Origin of the sequence: Nostoc sp. UHCC 0252 (genome assembly GCF_034931145.1) — a bacterium.
Taxonomy (GTDB): Bacteria; Cyanobacteriota; Cyanobacteriia; order Cyanobacteriales; family Nostocaceae; genus Nostoc.
The window spans coordinates 10,326-34,075 of sequence record NZ_JAYGHE010000037.1; the positions used below are offsets into that span (position 1 = coordinate 10,326).

17 protein-coding genes are annotated in these 23,750 nt (G+C 39.9%); 7 read left to right on the forward strand and 10 right to left on the reverse strand.

The features are described 5' to 3' along the window. Nucleotides 1-467 precede the first annotated feature (467 nt). Together lnt and gyrA are read right to left on the reverse strand one after the other, a co-directional pair. Nucleotides 468-2,054, reverse strand: coding sequence for an apolipoprotein N-acyltransferase (gene lnt / locus VB732_RS20160; RefSeq protein WP_323232680.1), 1,587 nt, complete (start codon nt 2,052-2,054; stop codon nt 468-470). Next, nucleotides 2,035-4,659: a DNA topoisomerase (ATP-hydrolyzing) subunit A gene (gene gyrA / locus VB732_RS20165; protein WP_323232681.1), complete on the reverse strand. Its 2,625-nt coding sequence runs from the start codon at nt 4,657-4,659 to the stop codon at nt 2,035-2,037. The genes lnt and gyrA overlap by 20 nt, the downstream gene beginning before the upstream one ends. A gap of 586 nt (nt 4,660-5,245) precedes the next feature. On the opposite strand from gyrA, the gene trmB reads away from it, so the two are divergent. From trmB to VB732_RS20200, 7 genes are all read left to right on the forward strand, one after another. Further along, entirely contained in the window at nt 5,246-5,893 is a 648-nt protein-coding gene (gene trmB, locus VB732_RS20170) for a tRNA (guanosine(46)-N7)-methyltransferase TrmB (RefSeq protein ID WP_323232682.1), read from the forward strand. A gap of 554 nt (nt 5,894-6,447) precedes the next feature. Next, nucleotides 6,448-6,663, forward strand: a complete 216-nt coding sequence (locus VB732_RS20175; RefSeq protein WP_323232683.1) for a hypothetical protein — start codon at nt 6,448-6,450, stop codon at nt 6,661-6,663. A gap of 90 nt (nt 6,664-6,753) precedes the next feature. After that, a complete protein-coding gene (locus VB732_RS20180; RefSeq protein WP_323232684.1) occupies nt 6,754-7,191 on the forward strand; it encodes a nitrogen fixation protein in 438 nt (145 codons plus the stop codon). Nucleotides 7,192-7,229: 38 nt separating this feature from the next. Continuing rightward, the gene (locus tag VB732_RS20185) at nt 7,230-7,436 is read left to right on the forward strand and encodes a hypothetical protein (protein ID WP_323232685.1); all 207 of its coding nucleotides are present in this window, start codon (nt 7,230-7,232) and stop codon (nt 7,434-7,436) included. Nucleotides 7,437-7,559: 123 nt separating this feature from the next. After that, a complete protein-coding gene (locus VB732_RS20190) occupies nt 7,560-8,720 on the forward strand; it encodes a phosphotransferase family protein (protein ID WP_323232686.1) in 1,161 nt (386 codons plus the stop codon). A 25-nt stretch (nt 8,721-8,745) separates the two neighbouring features. Beyond that, a complete protein-coding gene (locus VB732_RS20195; protein WP_323232727.1) occupies nt 8,746-9,867 on the forward strand; it encodes a T3SS effector HopA1 family protein in 1,122 nt (373 codons plus the stop codon). A gap of 1,062 nt (nt 9,868-10,929) precedes the next feature. Further along, entirely contained in the window at nt 10,930-11,088 is a 159-nt protein-coding gene (locus VB732_RS20200) for a hypothetical protein (RefSeq protein WP_323232687.1), read from the forward strand. A 384-nt stretch (nt 11,089-11,472) separates the two neighbouring features. Here the strand turns inward: VB732_RS20200 and VB732_RS20205 are convergent, their stop codons facing one another. The 8 genes from VB732_RS20205 to VB732_RS20240 form a co-directional block, all read right to left on the reverse strand. Further along, nucleotides 11,473-12,210, reverse strand: a complete 738-nt coding sequence (locus VB732_RS20205) for a peptidylprolyl isomerase (RefSeq protein ID WP_323232688.1) — start codon at nt 12,208-12,210, stop codon at nt 11,473-11,475. Nucleotides 12,211-12,277: 67 nt separating this feature from the next. Beyond that, complete coding sequence (locus tag VB732_RS20210) at nt 12,278-13,804, reverse strand: HlyD family efflux transporter periplasmic adaptor subunit (protein WP_323232689.1); 1,527 nt, start codon at nt 13,802-13,804, stop codon at nt 12,278-12,280. Between the two features lie 74 nt (nt 13,805-13,878). Continuing rightward, nucleotides 13,879-16,596, reverse strand: a complete 2,718-nt coding sequence (locus VB732_RS20215; protein WP_323232690.1) for a peptidase domain-containing ABC transporter — start codon at nt 16,594-16,596, stop codon at nt 13,879-13,881. Beyond that, on the reverse strand, nt 16,490-17,215 hold the full coding sequence (locus VB732_RS20220) for a helix-turn-helix domain-containing protein (protein ID WP_323232691.1): 726 nt from the start codon (nt 17,213-17,215) through the stop codon (nt 16,490-16,492). The genes VB732_RS20215 and VB732_RS20220 overlap by 107 nt, the downstream gene beginning before the upstream one ends. A gap of 494 nt (nt 17,216-17,709) precedes the next feature. Continuing rightward, on the reverse strand, nt 17,710-18,873 hold the full coding sequence (locus VB732_RS20225) for a hybrid sensor histidine kinase/response regulator (protein WP_323232692.1): 1,164 nt from the start codon (nt 18,871-18,873) through the stop codon (nt 17,710-17,712). A gap of 125 nt (nt 18,874-18,998) precedes the next feature. Beyond that, nucleotides 18,999-19,445, reverse strand: coding sequence for a response regulator (locus tag VB732_RS20230; protein ID WP_323232693.1), 447 nt, complete (start codon nt 19,443-19,445; stop codon nt 18,999-19,001). Beyond that, nucleotides 19,390-21,696 carry an ATP-binding protein gene (locus VB732_RS20235; RefSeq protein ID WP_323232694.1) on the reverse strand — a complete coding sequence of 769 codons (2,307 nt, stop codon included), beginning with the start codon at nt 21,694-21,696 and terminating at the stop codon, nt 19,390-19,392. Before VB732_RS20235 ends, VB732_RS20230 begins: the two co-directional genes overlap by 56 nt. 340 nt (nt 21,697-22,036) lie before the next feature. Then, a complete protein-coding gene (locus VB732_RS20240; RefSeq protein ID WP_323232695.1) occupies nt 22,037-23,593 on the reverse strand; it encodes a dolichyl-phosphate-mannose--protein mannosyltransferase in 1,557 nt (518 codons plus the stop codon). Nucleotides 23,594-23,750 lie beyond the last annotated feature (157 nt).

Genomic DNA, 23,750 nt, shown 5'->3' on the forward strand with positions numbered 1-23,750 from the left:
TAAACTTAATTAGGTATGAAATATTGTGTTTAAATTTCAGCCTTCTGGATAATTGTAAATTAGCTCAAGCTGTGTAGTTAGTAAGTAATTGTTTAGTAAAATATAATTTTTTACAATAGACAAAATGGAGAATTACCTAACATTTTGTCTCACTTGAAGTAAAGCTTTGCACACCGCAATCAAGTACGGTTAGAAAACAAAACAGTAACTCATGTATAGGAATCATATTTGATTTCTGAAAATATTTCAGTAGTGGCGTGGCAAGGCTAAATTGTTGCAAAAAAATTTGTAGGTTGGGTTGAGGAACGAAACCCAACACTCCGATCCATGTTGGGTTTCGCGTTGCTCAACCCAACCTACATCTAATGGACTATTTTAGCCTTTTCAAGCCACTACATACACTTAGATTTTTTCATAAATCAAATACTAGTCCTATGATGTCACTGTAGTATGATCTGATATTAGCGTTAGTTAATCACTCTCTGCACAAACCACCCTAAGACACTCAATCCCAATAACAAAGGCGTTAACCAATCACCCCAACGCACATATAAAGTTTGTGTCTGTCGCTGATAAATTGTTTCAGCATGAGTTTCGTAAGTATTATATCCAGACATCCACAAGGTTCTGCCGTGAGGATCTACAAAGGCTGAATATCCTGTATTCGTTGCCCGTGCTGACCATCGATCGGTTTCAATTGCCCGCATGATATCCTGTGCATGGTGCTGGAATGGCATCGATGCAGTGTAATGGGCATCGTTAGAAGAACTAAGGATAAATTGCCCACCCACAGCAGCTTGACGGCGAAATTGTTCAGGAAAAGCGGATTCGTAACATATACTAGCGATCGCACGACCAAAAGGAGTGTCAAATATCTGATTTGCTGAACCAGGAACTTGGTGTGCCTCCAAAGGCGACAACCGTTGAACTAGTCCACCTAAAATTTCTTCAAAGGGAATATATTCTCCCAAAGGTACTAGTTTGGACTTATCGTAGCGGCTGACAATTTCACCTTTACTGTTAAAAGTAAACAAGCTAATTGTATAACTGTCTCCCCGTTCGCCAAAAGCCCCAATCCAAGCAACTACGCCTTTTTCCTTTACTGCTGCGACTAAGGCAGTTTGCATCAAGTTGCGCTGGAAAATAGGTAAGGCTCCTTCTGGGGTAAGAACTGCATCTACACCTTGGTCTGCTAAAGTCAGATATCCAGTGGTGTAATTTTCTTGGGCGCGACGAAATCCTTCGGAACTTCGTAAAAGTTGGTTCGGGATATTACCCTGAACAATCCCCACTTTTAACGCTGCTTCTGGTAATTGGGTGATGGGACGACTATATAAGAAAAAACCGATGAGGTGTAAGGCAATTAATAATCCTGTGGCGACAACCCAATATTTATTAACGAACCGCCAAGGCGCAGAGGACGCAGAGAAAATCTTGGCGTCCTTGGCGTCTTGGCGGTTCGTCCATCCTTCAGCAATTAAGCCATTCACAGCAACGATCGCAGCTGTCACAGTATTAGGCCCAGAGAGTTGCCCCAGATGTACAATTACAAGATTGTGCGGACTTTGCGTGTAAGCCAGTGAACTCCACCACAAAGGCCCCGCACTCCACAGACTCTCTAAGCCACACCAGACGGCTGTACCAATCAATACACGTAACAACGGTTTTTTCCCATCCAGGCGAACCATTACAGCCGCCCAAATAGTGAGGAATATCCCACCCAAGACACTGATAAATCCCCAACAAAAAATCGTAATTGCCAAACTCGGCAACCAGGGAACGCCCAACCATGTCATCGGATGAATTCCGGTAATCCAGAATAGGGCGACACCGTGAAAACCAATACCCCAGAAGAAAGCCGGGGGGAATTGGTTTTTACCTTTGGCTGAAGTTACAACTAGCACCCATAAGGGAACTATGGCAATCCAAGCCAGGAACCATGCACCTACTGGGGCTACAGTTAGCCCCATTGAAATGCCGCTAACTAAGGCAATTAAATAAGGGAGTAAGGTGGTTAACCTTTCCCCCTGCTTTTTATTCTGCTTCTTCTGCATCGGCAGCATCAGGTGGAACTATTGCTACTCCGGTAATAGCGTCATCTTCATCTAAACGTTGTACTCTGACTCCAGTTGCCGATCGCGATTGGATAGAAATTGCATTTACAGCTTGACGGATGATAATACCGCGATTTGTCACCATCATGATTTCATCATCATCATTGTTGACAATGCGTAGGGTTGCCAGCTTGTCTTTAGTTTTGCGGTTTTTGAACTTGGTTGCCATTAAACCCTGACCAGCACGATTTTGCAGTCGGAACTGGGCAACGGGTACGCGCTTACCATATCCTCCCATCGTAATTACCAACACCCAAGGGCCAACAATGCCACTGCTAGGCACTTCTGCGGACTCTTCAGTAGTTTCAGTAATTTCGATATCTTCTGTTTCGATTGTCTCGATTGTCTCGATTGCTTCGATATCTTCTGTTTCGGCTTCTGTAACTATATCCAAAGTTTCCAGAATTGCTGCGGGCAGAATATCCATACCCACCAGTTCATCTTTATTTTTGAGTTTCATGGCTTTCACCCCACGAGTCGCCCTACTTAAAGGACGCAGTTGTTCGTGGTTGCACCGGAAGTTAATTGCCATCCCGTTACGAGAACCAATGATTACACTGTCTTCTACTCTAGCGCGTCGCACCCAGCGCAGTTGGTCGCCTTCTTCTAAGGAAATGGCAATCAAACCATTGGCGCGAATGTGACTAAAGGCTGCCAATTCGGTTTTCTTGATATTGCCGCCCTTAGTGAGCATGACCAGATATTCTTCACTGCTAAACTCGTCAACAGGTACAATCGAGGTGATTTTTTCCTCTTTGGGAATCGGTAGCATCTGGACAATTGGTGTCCCTCGGCTAGTACGCGAACTTGCTGGAATTTGATAAGCTCTCAGGCAATAAACAACACCACGCTCACTAAAAAATAAAATACTGTCGTGATCGCAGCAAGTTAAGAAATGCTCAATGGTATCATCATCTTTTACCTTAGCTGCGGCTTTACCTCTGGTAGCACGGCTTTGTGCTTCAAAGGTATTAACTGGCATCCGTTTGATGTAACCTTGCTCTGTCACCAGAATTATTGCTTTTTCATTGGCAATTAGGTCGCGATCGTCTAAATCTCCTTCCCCTGGTAAAATTATCGTGCGGCGGGGTGTGGCAAAGTTAGTTTTCAGTTGCCCAACTTCAGTTTCGATAATTTCTAGCACTCTCTCCCGGCGTGCCAAAATATCTTGCAAGTCGGTAATTTTTGCTTGCAATTCGTCGTGTTCCAAACGAATTTTGTCTGCTTCTAAGGCAGTCAACCGCCGCAATTGCATCTGCAAAATCGCATCTGCTTGCACTTCCGAGAGTCCATAAGTTGTGATTAATTCGCCTTTAGCTGTGGGTGCATCGGGCGCATGGCGAATCAAGACAATAATTGGATCTAACTGGGATAGGGCAATCAACAATCCTTGCAAGAGATGATCGCGTTCTTCGGCTTTCCGCAGTTCGTAACGGGTGCGTCTGGCAATGGATTCGATGCGGAAATCTAAGAAGACGCTTAAAAACTGCTTGAGGGTGAGTACCTGGGGTTCGCTATTCACCAACGCCAGCATGTTCGCGCCGAAGTTGGCTTGCAGTGGCGTTTGCTTGTAAAGGTTGTTCAGCACGACGCGGGGATAAGCATCACGCTTGAGTTCGATCACAACTCGCATCCCGTCGCGATCGCTTTCATCCCGGATATCTGCGATACCCTCTAGCCGCTTTTCGTTCACCATTTCGGCGATTTTTTCAATTAGCGCCGCTTTATTGGTTTGATAGGGCAATTCGGTGATGATAATTGCTTCTCTATCTGGCCGTCCCCGTTGTTCAACGGTTTCAATGTTAGCGACACCACGCATGGTAATAGAACCACGCCCGGTAGTGTAAGCTTCTCGAATGGCAGATGTTCCCAAAATTTGCGCCCCAGTTGGAAAGTCTGGGCCGTGAACATACTGCATTAATTCGAGATCGGTGATTTCTGGATTGTGGATTACAGCCACCAAAGCATCAATCAATTCGCCCAAATTGTGCGGCGGAATGTTAGTTGCCATACCCACGGCAATCCCAGAGGAACCGTTGAGCAATAATTGGGGAATTCGCGCTGGTAAAACTGTCGGTTCTTGCTGAGAACCGTCGAAGTTATCGGCGAAATCTACGGTTTCATACTCGATGTCGTGGAGTAGACCAGCACTAGTTAAAGCTTGTAAGCGGCATTCTGTGTACCGCATGGCGGCTGGCGGATCGTTGTCTACCGAACCAAAGTTACCATGTCCGTTAACTAGGGGCGATCGCATGGAAAAATCCTGCGCCATCCGCACCAAGGCATCATATACTGCTGTGTCGCCGTGGGGGTGATATTTACCCAACACTTCCCCCACTACACGGGCGCATTTCTTAAAGGGGCGATCGTGGAGCAAACCTAGCTCGTGCATTGCGTAGAGAATGCGGCGATGCACAGGTTTGAGTCCATCCCTGGCATCTGGCAACGCCCGACCCACTATCACGCTCATGGCGTATTCCAGATAAGACTGCGACATTTCGGTTCGCAAATCTATCGGGATAATCCTCTCCTGTGAGGTTGTCATAACCTAAAAATCTCCAAAAATCGTAGATTTTAGCTTGTTTACTCAACAAAGCGCAAAATTATTCTAAATTGCTCTTGAATAATTGCTATATTTTGATACAATTCTAGCATAATATTGCCTTCTTTTGCCTGGGCAGGTAATCCTAACATTTAGTTAAAAAAGATACAATAACTTAAATTTGAGAAGCCTTTAGCTGTTTAACAAGAGCAGTGAATTAAAAGATTGTTTAGTGCAAATTTGTCTAACTTTAAATATGACAGGGTAAATTTAATAGAACAATCTAAAATTGGCCTTATAAACTCTTAGTTTTATAACCGTTATTTCTTAAAAATTCTGAGGATCTTATGACTTTCCAAGAACTAGAAATAGGTGATTACTTTCGGATGCCTGGTATGAGTTGCGATTGCGTATTACGTTTTCCTTAACACTCAAGAACACGTTGGCTTTTGTTTAATAAAGCGATGCCTACGGCGGCAAGCTACGTTTCCTGATTGAGTAAAATTTCAAACGTTTGTGATAGTTGATCAATCGAAAGGAGTTTTACAGTTAGTGCATCAGGATATTTTCACTTAGAGGAGAGAAAATTTTGGCAGCAGTTAGAGTCCGCCAGCATGTGAATCCACTTGCTAACAAGTATCAAACGCCAGCAAGTCCCCTTGATTGGGAAAAAATTTTTGCAAAGCCCAATCAACCCCTACATTTAGATATTGGCTGCGCTAAGGGGCAATTTTTGTTAAAAATGGCCAGTATCGAACCCAATTGGAATTATCTCGGCTTAGAAATTCGAGAACCGTTGGTAGTAGAGGCGAACAAGTTACGTTCTGAATTGGCTTTAACAAATCTGCACTACTTATTTTGCAATGTAAATAACTCACTGCGATCGCTCTTATCTTCTCTCCCCCCAGGAAGTTTACAGCGCGTTACAATTCAATTCCCCGATCCTTGGTTTAAAACCCGCCATGCTAAACGTCGTGTAGTGCAACCAGAACTAGTGGCGGAGTTAGCCAGTTATCTGGCGGTTGGTGGGGTTGTGTTTGTGCAATCAGATATGGAATTTATCGCAGTGGAAATGCGCGATCGCTTTGCTGCTCACCCAGCTTATCAGAAAGTTGGCACTGAAGAATGGTTAGCAGAAAACCCGCTACCAGTCCCCACAGAACGGGAAATAGGTACACAAAAAAAGGGTGAACCTGTTTATCGGGCTTTGTTTGAAAGGGTAGAAATTACAGATTAGAAATGGTAATTGAAAGTTATCTTGAGTGCCCTTAGAATATGTTTGAAAAGTTTTAGGTAATAGAATAGAGCCTCCGGCACGCTACGCGAAGGCTACTATACAAACTAAGTCCACCTCCGCGGACTAAGAGAAAATCAATGGTTTTAACCCACGGAGGTGGGTTTTGATTGTGTAGCCGCGACTTCCAGTCGCCCAGTGAGTAATAAATTAGACTTTTCAAAAATCCTCTTAGACTTTGCCTATCATTTAGGAAAGTTTTTGTGACATAAATGTTTTATTAACGGACGCAAATTTAATTAAATAGTCTCTAATAATTGGTGAAAAAGTCTAATGTTGGAGATATTCATGCATAAAAAATCTTTATTGACAAACAATTATTACTGACAAGAGTTAATTTATCATTTAGTGACATAAAAGTTTTACTTCTGTCTGGTTATAAAGTTTCAAAGCATAGTTAAATCTTTGTCCTCATGCCTAGAATATAAACAGATTAGGAAATCACAATATTTAGTGATTTAGCCTATACCTAGTTATATATTTTGAAGGTAAGCACAATGGAAAGCAATAGAAATAACTCAAAGATTCAATTAGAAATTAATAATCTGATTGACGACGCTGTTAATAATGCAGTAGCACGACGAAACCCAGTTGAGGATTCAGAAGATGCTTTGCAAAGTTTGTCTAATGAAGAAATAGCAAATGTCGCAGGTGGTATAGGTTTGAAATATCCGATTATTGTCGGATTGATTGCACTACCATTGGAGGCTTAATTTGCTTATTTAGGTTGATGGAGAATTCAATCCAAAGCTAGCTGTAAATCTCCATCAACTGAAAAATACGATTCACTATAGGTTCAATTTATGGAAGATATTGCTACAGAAAAGACTACACTTTGTCCTAGTGCTAGACCAGAATGGCAGGACAGCGTTGTTTTCGGTGTCGTTGGTGGCACAGTCAAAGAACCCCGCATAGCTTATCTTAAGCAGCCACAAGCTGTAACAGATGAACTGATAGCAAAAGCTAGTCCAGTAACACCCACTGAAATTTTTCGGACAGCTGCACCCTGTGCAACTAAGAGTTGTCAGCATTTTGATGGGAAAGATTGTCGCCTAGCAATGCGAATTGTAGAAAATTTCCCGACGGTAGTAGAAGAACTACCACCTTGTTCTATACGCCGAGATTGCCGATGGTGGCAACAAGAAGGTAAGGCAGCTTGTATGCGTTGTCCGCAAGTTGTTACAGATAATTACACCTCCTCTGAATTACTAGTGAAAGTGGCGACACCGACTGTTGGTTAAGTAAACTTGCAAAATTTATTTAAGTTAAGGAGAAAATTATGTCAATGAACATTCATCAGAAACATCTCACAAGCCAGATTGAAATTACAAACTTGATTGAAGAAGCCGTTGTGAATGCATCTGCAAGACGAAATCAAGCTTCAGATGCAGAAGAAACACTATTAGAATTATCTGAAGAAGAAGAGAAAAACATTAGAGGTGGAGTAAGAATTGTCATCGGTGGCTTTCTCTTATTAAATTTCTAATCAGTCTTGCAGAATTCAAAATAAGCAGCCTGTGGTAGTGGCTCAACTACCACAATTTCATATTTATCAAAATAGTTTATGTTTGCATATTGTTAAGAAAATTTATTGATCTATTGAAAGCTTATGGCATTTCTATTAAACTCTCATAATTTTTTCGATTACTTAGTTAAGCAGAGGTTATGCAATCAGTCTGAAAGATTATTTATTAAAGTAGAACAAATTCCAGCAAAAAATTTCAATCTATTAGTTACTTTACCAGGCGATCGCAAACTTCTAGTTAAGCAAGAACGACATAATCAACAAGGCGAAGCATCGGGTGAGTTTTTCTATGAGTGGCGAATACAAGAACTCTTACAAAGATTTCCTAACTTAGAACATCACCGCGTTTTTTTACCGGAGATGCTGCATTTCGATGCCGAAAATTCTATTATTATCTTTAGATATCTAGATGATTATCGGGATTTAATTGATTTCTACGCAAAAGAAAATACCTGGCCTACAGAACTTGCTGTAGCAATTGGCACTTCTGTCGCAACTATACATCGTGATACTTTCAACAACCAAGATTATCAAAATTTTGTCTCTGCGAACTCAAATAATCTCATAAACGATCAAACATCGTATTTGATCCAGAAATTAGAACGCATTAGCCCAGAAATTTTTGGATTAGTCCCTGATAGTGGCTTAAAATTTTTTGTCCTCTATCAAAGGTATGATAGTTTAGGAGAGGCGATCGCGCAATTGGGTAATGCCATAATACCCTCTTGTTTAACTCACAATGACCTAAAGCTGAACAATATCCTCTTACAAAGAGATTGGCAGAATTCAAGTAACAATATTATACGTCTAATAGATTGGGAACGCTCGACTTGGGGAGATCCAGCTTTTGATTTAGGCATACTAATCAGTAGTTATATGCAAATTTGGTTAAGTAGCTTAGTTATTAGTAATTCTTTAAGTATTGAAGAATCTTTGCGTTTGGCAATAACACCTTTAGAACTACTTCAACCCTCGATTTTGGCATTAACTCAAGCTTATTTAAAGACATTTCCCCAAATTATTGAACGCCATCCAGACTTTTTACTACGAGTGGTACAATTTGTAGGTTTTGCTTTGATTCAACGAATTCAAAGTGTAATTCAGTATCAAAAGTCTTTTGGAAACACAGAAATTGCCATGCTTCAGGTTGCTAAAGCTTTATTATGTCGTCCTGAAGAATCGATGCCAACTCTTTTTGGTAATACTGCTATTGAATTAACTGGCTTTCATGCTTCTGTTGCTTGAAATATTTTGTTACCACTAAATTATGATGTCACTATTAGATTTGACTCAACCACAACGTTTCACTGAGTTAACTGGAAAATTAGCGGAAGTTTTAGAAGATATTGTTCACAAGATTGAGATTCATACTGATTTCTCGATTCGTCATCCAGATTACAAACCTTTAGAATTACCATCTGAAGCAGTTAGCCGTTTCCAAAAAATGCCCAAGCAGATGCAGCAGAAATATTTGAATCTGCAACTGCGAAGTTTTATATACGGCATCTATTACAACGGTTCTACAAAAAATGCTTTAGCACTAGATGGAGAAACAAATAGTTTGCCCTTAGATTTAGAGAATAATACTTTTCTAGGAGTAGATTTAGATTTTTACGAACAATTGCATGAAAATAATTCTGGGGAAGGTTATTTTGACCCTGGTTGGTCTGTTGTGAAAGAAGAAGCTAATGGTAATTTAACGGTTAGCAAGGGCGGTCTAAGGCTATATGTTCAGCGTGATAAGCATCTTAAAACTCTTGAAAAAGCCGCTTTAGTAGGTGATTCTGTAGCTATTAGAATGCCAAAAAATCGAGTGCAAAATGGCTTTTATACGGCAGTTAGTAATGTAGGCTTAAGATATGTTGAGGATATAAAAACTCAGCCTTTGACTGTACGCACCTATTTTAACCTCATTCCTCAAGGTGCTGTTGCAGTAATGAAGAGTTTGACACAAGGGCTGAATAAATTAGTAATTCCTTTCAGCTTTAAAGTTTTGTACAATCCAAAAGAATACCAACGCTATGATTCAGGTGTGCTTTACTTTGACAAAAGAGACTATGAAGTAGTTAGGCAAGTTTTAAAAACCGTATATCAAGAACACAGATCACTTTTTCAGCCGGAGGTTCCTTTATTTACCAAGCAGCTAGCGTTAGGAGTAGGGTTAGCAGAAGAACCAGACAAAAAATTCGCTGCTCAGGAAAGTTTTGGAATGAATCGCTGTCAAATTGTGGCAAATGGTTTGCTGATGGCTTGGCATCAAAGTGATAATTCACCACAAGCACGGAAACAGGCCATCTTTGAAAAGTTTTCTCTTTTAGGCATCAGTTTGGATCGTATCTATTTGAATTCTAATTCTGAAGATATTTATCAAGTTTTAAATACGAGTAACTAATGCTTATACTGGTATACTCAAAAACATCTATTTAGTATATATAGCGGTTTCCAATCACATCAGGTATAGAAATTTGTAAGGGCGCATAGCTATGCCCTCTACCTTTTACCTAACTTAGAATGAGAAATGCTATAAAAGATTTCAATTTAATTTATCATTAACTTTTTACTTCAGCTTAAGATAATTTTTAAGCTGATTTTTTAGTTTTCGTACTTTTAAAATCAGTAAAGGTAATTATAAGGTGAGTATTCCTTAAGTCCTTATTTATAACTTATTAACAGTGCCTATCTAGCCGTGTCTGAGTACAAGTATTTTAAGATCCTTGATTTTTCGTCGATCGGGGCGGGGCGATCGCGTTTTATTGCATCTTTGCGAGAGCAGCATCTTGCTCACCCCTTGTATTTTCAGGCGTATTGGCTTCTTAATAGGTATCTACATACCGGAACCCCTAAACGGAAGCGAGCTACGTACAGCGCTTCGTAGAGAGGCATAATACATCAGGTAGGAGTAGGAGCAAATATACCAGGCGATCAGAAATCGCGGCTACACAAACGTTCGCGTAGCGTCTCGCAAAGAAGTCCGCCTACTCGGACTCAAAGGATTTGAAACCCACCTCCGTGGGTTTTGTCTGTATAGCCACAAATTCCATTCGCTAGGGAAAACTTAACTTAACAAACAGGGAGTTCAGTGGCTCAGATTTGTTACTAGAAATGAAAAGAGACATAAATGTTTTAGTTATGCATATAGAAATTAAACATATATCCGTTATATCTGAATTTTTAAATGCCTTTTTAAGCAGTTTTCGGCTGCAATCTATAATGTAAGCAACATCCAAACTTAAAATATAAAACTTTGATATCTTAATCAAGATTACCCGATATTTTATAAAATTTTTTCTAATTGTTTCATTGCTGATTTAACTCAAAAGTGCATTTTTATTGGCACCCTTTTTAGTGTTTTACACCTTGTAATAAGCAAGAAAATCGTCGATGATATAAATGTGAAGAGGAGATACAAATCCTCAATCCAAATCAAACAAACTTAATTAGGAGTCAAGCTACTATGGCTAACATTGCAATCTCTAATTTACGTCCTGCTGGTGCCGATTTATTTCAAGATTCTGAAAGCTTTCTACATGAGTTGACAGAGCAAGAAGTTACAGATATTTTAGGCGGTGCCAAAGTTTCAATCTTGTGGTCTGCAATTTGTGTTGAGTGGTAATCTACACCTGAAAGTTCCATAACTTAACTTCTAATAATTAGAAGTATATTAAAACAGCAGCCCAGGAGTTACCTCCTTGGGCTGCTTTTGAGGAATAATCAAGAGAACAAACATGCAAATTACCAAGTTTCATACTGAATTATGTATAACTGGTACAAGACTTACCTAAAAAATAGCCCAAATCATAATTTTTGGTAGTTTTATGTAAGTCTTATAGTAAATAAATAAGTGGTTTTAATGCCCCATAATAAACTTACAAAGGAAAATGTATCAACTCTTCATCCTGGGATATAAGCAAGGCTAAAATAATAATAAAATATGTAGGGTGGGCGTTTAAATGCCCACCCTACAAGCTAAAAAGATAAAGTATTTGTTGTAGTCTACTCAATTCAAAACTGTTGTAATTTCAACTTGAGTAGTTTGTGGCTTTAGCCATTCTTGTAACAAATCTAAGCCAATTTTGTGGCGCAGCAGATTATCGAGTTGGGGTTGAATAATTTCTTCAACTAAAATCAGGTGTACTCCTTTAGAAGTTAGGATAGGTTTGAGAAGTTCGGGTGGTTTAGCAGCAAATACTGCGGCAGAAATTTCTGGTTTCAAATCTTTGCGGTACACTGTTCCCCTATATCCGCCTTTTCTGCGTAACTCTTTCTCTTGGATATACTTGTGAGCAGCATCATAAAAACTTATCTCGCCTTCGCGTATTGCATAAAAAAGTTCTATTGCCAAGTCTTCATCATCCAAGATAACCTCATACATTACCACACCAGTATAGTCGAGTTTATTTTCAAAAAAGTAAGGTTCAATTTTATCTAAAAACAGATGAGTTAGTAATTTAGTAGATAGAAGCCTGTAATAGACAAGTGTTTCGAAATCATCTAAAGATAAGCCATGTTTTTCTAGCCATATCCAAGTTTCTTCAGCATTCTGAAGTTTATACATTAATCTGAATTTATCTGCTGCTTGCTGAAGTTCTTCACTTTCTACTTTGATACCTGCCATCACTGCCGCATTTTCAATAAGCTTGCGGTTAACAATCTCTTCAATTATCTCAGGAGTTTTACAGGATAGCTTCACTTGATTAATAATATCTTCGTTGGTAATAGTAATAGGTTGTGACATGACGTTTTTCCTGAAATACAACAAATTAAATGATAAATTCGAGAAAAGTAAAATCACCGTGAAATCATTATAATTTCACACCTCCTTGCTGCAATTTCTTAAACGGATCAAGCAGAAAATCAATAATTCGACGCTGGCGTATGATTACCTCAGCCGTTGCTGTATCCCCAGGACGTAATGGAATACACTTATTTGCGGAGAAAATACAATTTTGTTTTAGAGAAATCTCTAGGTTATAAGCTGCTACTTTTCCATTAGATGTATTTATCTCTGTAGTAGTAGGAGAAATTTTAATTAATTCACCTGATATAACCCCATAATCTTGAAAAGGATAAGCATCAAGCTTGATTTTGACTGGTAATCCTGTTCGCAAAGAACCACTTTCTGTCGTTGCCATTTGTGCCCGAATTATTAAAGGTGAATTTAGCGATGCAATCTCCGCCACCATTGTCCCAGACTCCACAACTGAACCGGGTTTTTCAATCGGTAAATGAAATAATGTACCACTTGTGGTAGCTCTGATTTCTCGTTGCCCCATCTGAAATCTTAATGATAGAATTTGTCTTTTGTTTTGAGCAATTTCCGATTTTAATGAGGTAATATCACTTTCTAAAGTTTTCTGCTGCTCTGCAATTTTTAGCACCGATAGCTGACCAGAACGGATCAAAGTTTCATAGCTTCTTTCTCGTTCTTTTAGTTGCAATCTAGCTTGTTCAATATCAGCATTAATTTGGCGAATAGTTCTTTCGTAACTGCTCTTTTGTTCTGCCAAAGTTAATTTTGCTTGCTCAATATCTGATTGACTTTGCTCATATAATTTTTGCTTCTCTTTAGCAATATCTTCTTTTTCTACAACATTAATTTCTGGAACTACTCCTTCTTTTTTTAGCTTGCTATAGCGTTCGACTTCACGCTGAGTACTTATTAAACTACTCTCAGCTAACTTACTAGTGTTGAGGCTATGCTTTAGAGTTTGCTGTGCTTGATTAACTTGAGATAACTTCTCTTGCTTTTGTAATTCATAGGCATTCTTAATAGCATTCAAATTTTGTCGTGCTTGATCGATTTGTACCTGTTTTTCTAAATGTTGAGATTGATTTTGCTGTTCTTGAGTTGCTAAAGAGATAAATAACTGATTTTTAGAGGAATTTAACTGAGTTAGCCGATTTAGTTGTCCCTCTAACTTATCTTGTGCCTGCTGCAACTCTGCTTTGACTAGTTGTGATTCTAAAACCAATAAAATCTGCCCAGCCTTCACTGAATCACCTTCTTTAACTCGAATTTCGGCAACAGTTCCATCCACAGCAGCATCGAGTTTAACTGTCTTTTCTTTAGGCTCAGTTTTCCCTCTAGCTGTACCAGTTTCATCTACTTTAGATAGCATGGCCCAAGGCAAAATTATAGACACAAATACAACTAAAAAATATAGTAATCCTCTTGTCCAAACCTGGGGAAAGCTATCAAGAGATTCTTTGGTAATTTCAGACCAGTCATCAGTTAGCCTCGCGGGAACTTGGGGAGATAAAATTGTCGGCTGAAATAAGTCTTCTGATATTGGGTTTGTTACCCGCCCATTAATTACACTATTTGGCATAACCTTAATACAGATTTTTAAAGATCAAAAACTTATGGATAATTAAAGGTAATTTTTCTTTCTCTAAACTTAGTTTACGCTGTCACCTTTAACTGCTGTTGATTTAAATAGAAATAATGTCCCCGCTTTGCCATCAATTCTTGATGGTTTCCACTCTCGATTAACACACCTCTGTCTAGTACTAAAATCAAATCGGCATTTTGTATTGTGGAAAGACGATGAGCAATTACCAAAGTAGTTTTTCCTCTAAGGATTGTGTTAAAGTTCTGTTGAATAATTCTTTCTGATTCGGTATCTAGATGGGAAGTTGCTTCATCTAAAACTAATAATTGAGGATTACCTAATAAAGCTCTGGCAATAGCTATTCTCTGCCTTTGTCCACCAGATAATAATCCTCCACCTTCACCGATTTGAGTTTCGTAACCCATTGGTAATTTTTTAATAAACTCATCGGCTCCTGCTAGTTTTGCTGCTTGCATCACTTCTTCTAAAGCCGCCCCAGGATGCCCTAAACAAATATTGTCTCGAATCGTTCCGCCAAACAAAAATGTATCTTGATCAACTACTCCAACCTGTTGACGTAAAGAACTTAAGGAAATACTAGTAATATCTTGTCCATCAATAAAAATTTTGCCGTCTGTAGGAGGATATAACCCTAAAGCAAGCTTAGAAATAGTAGTTTTTCCAGAACCACTACGTCCCACTAATGCCACCATTTGCCCTGGTTTAACCTCAAAGCTGAGATTTTCCAAGATATTCATATCACTTTCTGAGTGATAACGGAATGTCACTTTTTCAAAGCGAATATTACCTTGTATGTAAGGTAAATTTTGCCGTGCCTGGTGATGTAAATCTTCTTCTGGCTCTGCATCTAATACATCATTAATACGCTCCATAGCAATTACGATTTCCTGAAACTGATTCCACAGTACAGTTAAGCGTTGAAAGGGCGTAATAATATTACCTAATAGCATATTAAATGCTACTAATTGCCCAATGGTTAATTGGTTATGAATTACTTGGTAAGCTCCAAACCACAACAAAGCAGTAGTCATTAATGCTTGAATTGTGTTGCTGAATATTTGCAGGCGATTGCTAATAACTTGCCCGGAGAAATTACTTTTTACTTCTTTATTTAATAACTCTTCCCAATGCCAACGCACTGTTTGTTCTACTGCTGTAGCTTTGACTGTTCGCACACCAGTTAGAGCTTCAATTAGGTAACTACTCTCTTTGGCAGCACCATTAAATATTTCCCTAGAGTTTTTTTGCAAAAAAGGTGTGGCAATCAATGCTAGCAAAACAAAAGGCGGGATAATTAATAGTATCAGCAACGCCATTTTCCAACTGTACCAAAACATTAATCCTACATAGATAAAGACGGTGAGTAAATCTAGAAGGATTGATAATGCTTCACCGGAAAGGAAGCGTTGTATTTTGCGGTTTTCTTGAACGCGAGAGATAATGTCCCCGACATAATGGGACTCGAAAAAGCTCAAGGGTAGCCGCAAGGTATGGCGAATAAATCCAATAATTAGTGCCAAGTCTATTCTATTGGCTGTGTGGTCTAGCAGATATTGGCGCAGCCCTGTCATCGCTACTCGAAACAGGTTAAACATTAGCAACCCTAACCCGACGGCTGTTAAGGTAAGTTCCGATCGCTGCACTACCACTCGATCTAGAATTAACTGAGTGAATAAGGGAGTCACGAGTCCAAATATCTGGATAAATACTGAAGCGATAAACACCTCCACCATCACCAAAGCATGAGGTTTCATCAACTCAAAGAACTGCCAAAAGGGTGTAGAACTCTCTTGAGTCTCTTTAAGATTGGCTGTCGGTTGTAGCAGCAAGGTATAACCAGTCCAGTTAGCTTTAAATTCGGCGTGGCTGAGGGTGCATTGACCGATCGCAGGGTCGGCTACAATGACGTGCTTGGGAGTAATTTCGTAGACAACAATGTAATGGTTGCCTTCCCAATGCACGATGGCTGGTAAGCTTTGCTTTGCTAATTGCTGAAGTCCGGCTTTTACAGGGCGTGTGGCAAAGCCGAGACTTTCCGCCGCTACTAATAATCCCCGCAAAGATGCGCCATTACGATCAACATTGGCAAGATCGCGCAAGCGATTGACACTAAAGCGTTTTCCCCAATAGCGAGACACCATGACTAAACAAGCTGCACCGCAGTCGGATGCACTCTGTTGAGCAAAAAATGGATAGCGTCGAGTCACTCGCTGCCATAAATGCCCAACTTGCTGTGTAGGATTAGGAAAATAAGCTTTGCTAATCTTATTACCACGCGGCAACTCCGACAAAATATCTGTTTGATAATACGTATTTGACTCGACTGCATTCACCGCATTACTTGAGTCAACCTGTTGAGGAGTGTGAGATAGTGCTTTAGCCCACAAATTCTCCCGAATTTGAGGATATTTAGCCATCAATGAAGACAACACTTCACCCGGAATAAAGCATAGTTGCAAATTTATCGAGGCTCTGGAAGTATAAGGCTGGAATTGTGCTTCTGGGAACAGGGTAGATTCCCCAAATGAGTCTCCCGCCTCTAAAGTAGCGATTAACTCATCGGTGCTATCGAGCAATCTTACCTTGCCAGCGATCGCAACATATATACCTGGTTCGGCATCAGTTGCTTGCCAAAATTTACCGACTTTTGGCTTGCTCTCTTTAAATTGTCGAAGATATTGTTGATATTCCTCTGCTGGAATAGAACACCCCAGGATAGTGTTGAGTTGTTGTAGAGAAACCAACTGATTCGATAGATTGTGTACCATGAATCTCTGAATCTTTTGCTAAATTTGCGAAGTTAATAGGTAATAGTTCGGAATTATCGTTAGTAATCGGCGATTTGAGGTCACTAATCAAGATTTTGGAACCCGTAGCCTGTTCAATGCTGTTTTCTTCAGGATTATGAGCTTTTGGTCGTGTGGATAATCCCATCTGTTTGAGCAGCCGCTTGAGATGGCGATCGCTCACTTCAATCCCAAATTCTTTGGCTAAATGCTTCCCTAGCCAGTTTGTTGTCCATCGATGAAAAGAATAGCCATGATCACGAGGGCTACTTTTAATCAGTTCTTTCAAACGTTCTAAATACTCGTCATTTACTGCTTTCGGGCGACCAATGGGGCAATCTTGCCATTGGTGCGCCATCCCTGTCCGAGCTATGTGCATCCAATGCCTTGCTGTTGCTGGACAACACCCCACAGTTTGACAAATTGATCTTTGAGTTTTTCCCTCATCTGCCAACAACATGATTTCAATCCGTTGTCGGTAAGATTCAGGTAAATCTTTTTCCAAACTTACTGTCAGTAGTCTCCGTTGAAATGATGTTAGATACTTGCTCGTATTTATATTTAAATGGTTTGTTTTAATTTCCGTTGAACAGTCGGACATATACGTATAATTAACTAATTTTGTGGACACACCGATGTTTTATAACCGATGCAAAATTTGGCAATTATCCCTATATATAAGTAAAAATTACTAGAGAAATTGCAAAAGCTATTTTTCCTTACAGATGTAATACTTATCACTCTTATTCTTTTCTTTTATGCAAAGAATAATTTGCTTAAGTGATGTTTTTTACAATATTTTCCAAATATTGCTTTTGTAGATATAGATTAGGCTACAAATCCCATTTATGAATTCCGAAAATGGCCGCTAAATTTTAATAAACTTCTTGTAAAGATAAATAAATTTTTTGATCAGCAGAGAAAAGAGGAGTGATGCCATTTCCGGCAAATCACTTATGATATGTCATTGCGATCGCAACGAAGTGGAACGTCGGCAATGACAAATGTTTAACTAAGTCAGGATACGCAGGGGCACAATATATTATGCCCCTGCAAAGTACTGTATTACCCAGATGTGAAAATTGCTGTAACCGCTTAAACTTCTAGCAAAGGAAGGGTAACGGTAAAAGTTGTACCGACTCCAACTTGACTATTGACTACAATCTCGCCCTCGTGTGCATCGACACATTTTTTGACGATCGCTAGTCCCAAGCCAGTACCGGGAATCGTTCCAACATTGTCCGCACGTTGGAAAGGCTGAAACAGTCGCTTTTGGTTTTCTTGAGGAATGCCAATTCCCCAATCTTGAATTCGGAAAACTACCGCTTTTTCCTGACCCATTAGTTCAAAGCGCACTATCCCACCTGGTAGTGAATACTTAATTGCATTGCTCAGTAAATTGCCCAAAATGTGGCGCAGCAAGCTTTCATCCCATAATGCCTCGTCTAATTTCCCAAAACTGGCGAACACCAAAGTTAAATGCTTTTCATTTGCTATTAATCGAACTTCCTCGACCATTTGGCGGCAAAAAGCTTCTAAATCTATGCAAATTAGTTCATACCCCAGTCTGCCAGAATCAGCTCTGCCGATGAATGTAACTTCATCCAATAGCTTTGCCATATTTTTGATCGCCGAGCGAATCATTTGCAAATGATTCAGTTTTTTCTCTTTGGTCAATCTTTCATCCTGATTTTGTAGCAATCCAGCAGCCAAGAGAATAGTGTTCAGGGGATTGCGGATGTCATGGGAGAGCATTGAGACAAATTCAGATTTGAACTGGTTAAGTTCATTGGCTTTCACCAGTTCCGCAGTTCGTTCTTCAACCCGGCATTGTAACGTTTCATTGACTGTGCGTAATGATTCTAAAACCTGCTTGCGCTCGATCGCATAACGTAAAGAGCGAACCAACACATCTACATTTACCTGGCGTTTGACTAGATAATCTTGCGCCCCCTGTCGCACTGCTTCAATTGCCAGTTCTTCGTCATTTGTATTGGTTAAAACAACGATCGGTATGCTTGGCGCTTGACCAATTAAAGGAGGTAGAGATGACAATCCTTGACTGTCAGGTAGAGTTAAATCTAATAAAATCACATCATAATTACACTTACTTAATTCCTGAAGTGCTTCCCCCAATCGCGTCACATGAACCAGAGTAAACTCTTGGGACTGGGCTTGCGTCAGAAACTCTTGTAACAACCTTGCAGAAGCTAGGTTATCCTCAATTAACAAGATTTTTACTGAGTAGCTCACAACCATAATCTTCGGGTTTCACCCCCTATTGCTCCTCTATCTTGTCATTAGTCATTAGTTATTCTCCCCCTGCCCCCTGCCCCCTGCCCCCTGCCCCTCTGCCCCCTGCCCCCTGCCCCTCTGCCCCCTCCTCACTCCGATGGTAGCGTCACAGTAGAGAGCCAAAAATCTTCAATACTCTTGACGATTTGGAATAATTGGTTGAGGTTGCGAGATTTGGTGATGTAGCAATTCACATGCAAATCGTAGCTGTGAAAAATGTCATCCTCATTTTTTGAGGTTGTTAACACAACTACTGGAATGCGTTTTAGTACTGGATCAGCTTTAATTTCCGCCAGCACTTCTCGACCATCTTTCTTGGGCAAATTCAAATCCAATAAAATGAGGTCAGGGCGTGATGCGTCAGCATATTCACCTTCTTGGCGTAAATAAGCCATAGCATCTATACCATCCCTGACCGTTACCACTTGGTAGGGCACTGAACTATTTTTCAACGCTTCTTGGATTAAGCGAATGTCAGCTTTATTGTCCTCGACCAAAAAGATGGTTTTGTGTTTTTCTCCCGTTTCTACGCTCAAGTTCGCGTCCTCCAACTGGAATCGTAAAGTAGAAGGTTGCGCCTTCACCTAGTTCTGACTCTACCCAGATCCGCCCCCGGTGACATTCGACAATCTTCTTACAGATGGCTAAACCCATACCTGTACCAGTATATTCATCGCGCGTATGTAAGCGCTGAAAAATTACGAAAATGCGATCGCTAAATCTTGGGTCAATGCCAATTCCATTATCCCGAACTGAGAACAACCATGCATCTTCTGTCCTTTCTGCTCCCACATGAATTTGTGGCGGCTCATCGCTATGGAACTTAATCGCGTTACCGATCAGGTTTTGGAATAGCTGCATCAGTTGGGTGCTGTCAGCCATCACTGTTGGTAAGGGATCGTGGGTGATAATAGCGCCAGTTTCATTAATGCGTTGACGCAAATTGCCCAACCCTCGATTTAAGGCTTTCTCTACCTCGTTCATTTGAAATGCGATCGCCTGCATATCCACTTTCGAGTATGCTAGTACGTCATCAATCAACGTCTGCATCAGGCTAACTCCCTGCACAGCGTAACTAATAAACTCCTGAGCATCTTCGTCAAGTTCTTCGCTATACCGCATCTCTAACAGTTGGACATAATTCACAACTTGATTGAGCGGTTCTTGCAAGTCATGGGAGGCGACGTAGGCAAACTTTTTCAATTCGGCGTTAGAACGTTCTAAATCTTGCGCTAACTGGGCTAGTTCATCGGCTTGACGCAGCACAATATTAACAATTGCTTTCCGCAGTTCCAATGCTGCTTTAACTTCTACATCTTTCCAAGGTAAAGATGTTAAGCGAACCGTTTCTTTCCACAGTTCAAATGATTTGCGTGGACACAGACGAACATTTCCTTCTGACTGGCTAACTTCAAACGCCTTAGTAGGATCGCCACCCCAATTTACAGTTTGAATTACTTCCGGTCGGAACCACAAAACATAAGTCCGTTTGGCGATAGGAATCGCTAATAAACCACTGGCGACATTTTTAAAGCTTTCAGCATCTGGATAAATCTGCGGCAAAGAATCTGTGTAGAAGACTTCTTCTTCAACATTATTCTTCAGCCATTGGACTAAAAAATTCAGGTCTTCTTCTCTAGGTGTTTCACCAACTACCGTGCAATTTCCCGCAAAACAGACAGCTGCACCTTGAGCGCTAGCCAAATCTAAAAGATGCTGCGGATTTTTAACTAAACCATCAATAAAGTTTTCTTCTTGAGACATATATTCAATCAAAACTGATTGAAGGTGTGTCAGATTTATTCGGTGATAGTAGTCTTCCGTCTCTTCTCTGGCTGAGATTTCTGCAAATATTACTCGCCCCAAAAATTCGCAAGCTTTACGCAATTCGTAGGAAACCTGTTTCGGGGATTGATGGTGACAAGCAATTAGTCCCCAAAGTTTTTGGTCTTTAATTAAAGAGATAGTCAGCGAAGCCCCAACACCCATATTATGCAAGTACTCTGTATGACAAGAAGCAGCACTTCTGAGAATAGAGTTGGTTAAATTAATCGGGCGATCGCTAATTGGATTATTTACAGGAAAAAGTTTTACTGCCTGAGAATAAGCATCAGGGATGATTCTGATCGAATTGGCAGCAAATAATTTTCTCGCTGATTTGGGAATATCTGACTCTGGGTAATGCAGCCCTAAGTATGGTTCTAGACTATCTAGTTTTTCTTCGGCGACAACGGAACCATGCCCATCATCGTCGAATTTATATAACATTACTCTGTCAAATTCCGTTATTTTCCGAACTTCTTGAACGATAACTTGACAAAAGTCACGGAGATTTGCTGTTTTTTCTAGTTGATTTATGGAGGCTCTAGCTAGATGATAAAAGCTTAAAAACGGGATATTTTCTTGAGTCAGAGCAGGTTCTAACTCCAATATTAAAAATCCTTCTGTATTGCGGTGAAATATTGCATCAAATACTATGTAATCGTCACCTTTTTTTCGCACCCAAACTTTGGTGGGATTGATGAAATCAAGATTTTCCCCGGATAGCCCTGTTTTAATTCTCTCTATTTGAAAGGGATCTAGTAAATCTTCTAATTTCTTATGCAACATATTTTCGGGAGCAATTCCGAAAATCTTTAATGTATTAGTGCTAACTTGTAATATTTTTAGCTCAGGCTCCTCCAATACTAACAGGACACCATGAGGCTGAATTTGGCTAGAAATATGAATCGGTGCTTCTTTCAAGCTAATTAAATTAATACCTGGGAATTGTAAGTTCATTTCCATGAGATCCTCCTTGTTTTCGGGAGCATCAAAACTAGAGTATCTATAATAACGGAAAATGATGGATTTAAAAGTTATCTACTTTTTATCCAGCATTTTTACTTAGTATCTAATTTCCCATGCCCTGGTGTTTGCGTTTTGCAGACTTATCTCATCTGCTTGCGCTTTGAAAAGTCTAACAGTAGCTAAAGTTACATACCGATAAGAAATGTTAAAACCATGTGATTAAAATAATTTGTATATGTGTAGCTATGTTAAGAGCTAAAAGACGCGACTAATTACGCCTGTACAGGAGGAATTATTATTCTTTCAATGCTTAATGCCCTATGATCTTTTAATCAAATCAAATCCAAGAGTTAAACCACATTCGCAGTTTATAATCGTGAGGGGAGAGGGGTAAACCTAAATAAATGGGCATCCAGAAAATAAAAGCAGCCAGGATGATAAAAGTAATGGTGACACCTAGCGCCTGGAGTTGTTGATAATAACTGCGAAGGCACTGATCGACAAACCAAGCGATCGCTAAAAATATAAATACTACTGCACACATATAATGGTATATAAAAACGCACCTTGTAACTTTTACCCAAGGTGCTAAGTTAGCAGCATAGTTTATAACTAAATACAAGGCAATCCAAGTATCAACGCTAAGGGTTGCAGGTACTGAAAGACGCTTTTCCTTCACCCAAGGAATAACGATTTGTGCAACTAACATTCCTACTAAAAATAACATGGCAGCAACACCAAACCACCACAAAAATGGATTGCCCATTGCATGAACATCATAAATAACTTTCCCAGCACCAGCAGGCAAAGGTGGCCCAATTACAGGTAATGGTTCGGTGATACTTTCAGCCGTTTGATAATAATATGCCATTGGTCGAGTCATCAAAGGCCATTTATACCAGGCAGCACAATAAGGATGCACATCCGAACTATTACCACCTAATTGCAAATGAAATTTCAAAATTTGCTCATGTACTGCAATAAATCCATAAGTTTTATCTAGCTGAAGGTGAGGAATCCAGATAATGCTGTAGATAAAAGCTGGAATTACTCCTAAATAAAATAACATCTGGAAAACATTTATTTGAGTCAAGTTTTGTAGTGGTGTCTGAGATGAAGAAGATGCTGGAGATGGGGGAGAAAAAGTACTAGTTCCTGCCGACGCTTGCGGACTCGCTAACGCTGCGCTATCCTGTTCCCTGTCCCCTGCCTCCTTCAATAGGGGATATTTAAAGAAGAGTTTGGGGTTAGGAAAAGAATGCATTCCCTGAATTAACCAAGCTGTTATCCAAATAAGATAAGCACCTGATAGGAACCATAAACCGTTCCACTTAGTACCAACTGACGCACCAAAAGCAATACCAGCAAAAACTAACCAAAATGAACGTTTCCGGTTTTGATTATCTAATGCCAATAATAAAAACCAGTGTCCTAATAAACCAAAGATGACGATATAAATATTACTTAAAGCGTAGCGAGATTCAACTAGAAAGATGCCATCACAAGCTGTGAAAAAACCTGCAAGTAGAGCAAAGGTACGACGATAACTTAACTGATAAGCGATCGCAGCTACAACTAAAGGGATAAATGAGCCAGTAAGGGCATTAAACCACCGATAAGTCCAAGGCGATCGCAATGAACCTGTCAGCCCATTCACGGTATCGTGCCAAAAAGGAATGTGACTACCAATCCAAATTCCGATGCCGATCATATATTGACTTAGCGGCGGATGAGCATTAAAAAATGGCGTATGCGTGAGATAGTTATTACCAAATTTGGCAAAGTAAACTTCATCAAATACCAGAGTGTTGAATCGCTCCAGTCCCCAAAACCTTAAGGCAAGTGAGAAAAGAAATATACTCACTATCCCAATTCGGAACCACTTTTTAGTCATTTGTTATTTGTCATTTGTCATTGGGCATTGAGCATAGGGGATTGGGCATGGGGAATAGAGAATGAGTTTTTAATACTCGCCGACGAGTCTTTGATACTCGTGAATGAGTCTTTGATACTCGCCGACGAGTCTTTGATACTCGCCGACGAGTCTTTGA

Bases quoted from the DNA above. Each gene is read 5' to 3' on its own strand.
- VB732_RS20220 (WP_323232691.1), bottom strand. From the start codon at position 17,215: ATGTCCGACTGTTCAACGGAAATTAAAACAAACCATTTAAATATAAAT.
- VB732_RS20190 (WP_323232686.1), top strand. From the start codon at position 7,560: ATGGCATTTCTATTAAACTCTCATAATTTTTTCGATTACTTAGTTAAG.
- VB732_RS20180 (WP_323232684.1), top strand. From the start codon at position 6,754: ATGGAAGATATTGCTACAGAAAAGACTACACTTTGTCCTAGTGCTAGA.
- VB732_RS20200 (WP_323232687.1), top strand. From the start codon at position 10,930: ATGGCTAACATTGCAATCTCTAATTTACGTCCTGCTGGTGCCGATTTA.
- lnt (WP_323232680.1), bottom strand. From the start codon at position 2,054: ATGCAGAAGAAGCAGAATAAAAAGCAGGGGGAAAGGTTAACCACCTTA.
- VB732_RS20195 (WP_323232727.1), top strand. From the start codon at position 8,746: ATGTCACTATTAGATTTGACTCAACCACAACGTTTCACTGAGTTAACT.
- VB732_RS20205 (WP_323232688.1), bottom strand. From the start codon at position 12,210: ATGTCACAACCTATTACTATTACCAACGAAGATATTATTAATCAAGTG.
- VB732_RS20225 (WP_323232692.1), bottom strand. From the start codon at position 18,873: ATGGTTGTGAGCTACTCAGTAAAAATCTTGTTAATTGAGGATAACCTA.
- VB732_RS20210 (WP_323232689.1), bottom strand. From the start codon at position 13,804: ATGCCAAATAGTGTAATTAATGGGCGGGTAACAAACCCAATATCAGAA.
- VB732_RS20240 (WP_323232695.1), bottom strand. From the start codon at position 23,593: ATGACTAAAAAGTGGTTCCGAATTGGGATAGTGAGTATATTTCTTTTC.
- gyrA (WP_323232681.1), bottom strand. From the start codon at position 4,659: ATGACAACCTCACAGGAGAGGATTATCCCGATAGATTTGCGAACCGAA.
- VB732_RS20235 (WP_323232694.1), bottom strand. From the start codon at position 21,696: ATGGAAATGAACTTACAATTCCCAGGTATTAATTTAATTAGCTTGAAA.
- VB732_RS20185 (WP_323232685.1), top strand. From the start codon at position 7,230: ATGTCAATGAACATTCATCAGAAACATCTCACAAGCCAGATTGAAATT.
- VB732_RS20215 (WP_323232690.1), bottom strand. From the start codon at position 16,596: ATGGTACACAATCTATCGAATCAGTTGGTTTCTCTACAACAACTCAAC.
- VB732_RS20175 (WP_323232683.1), top strand. From the start codon at position 6,448: ATGGAAAGCAATAGAAATAACTCAAAGATTCAATTAGAAATTAATAAT.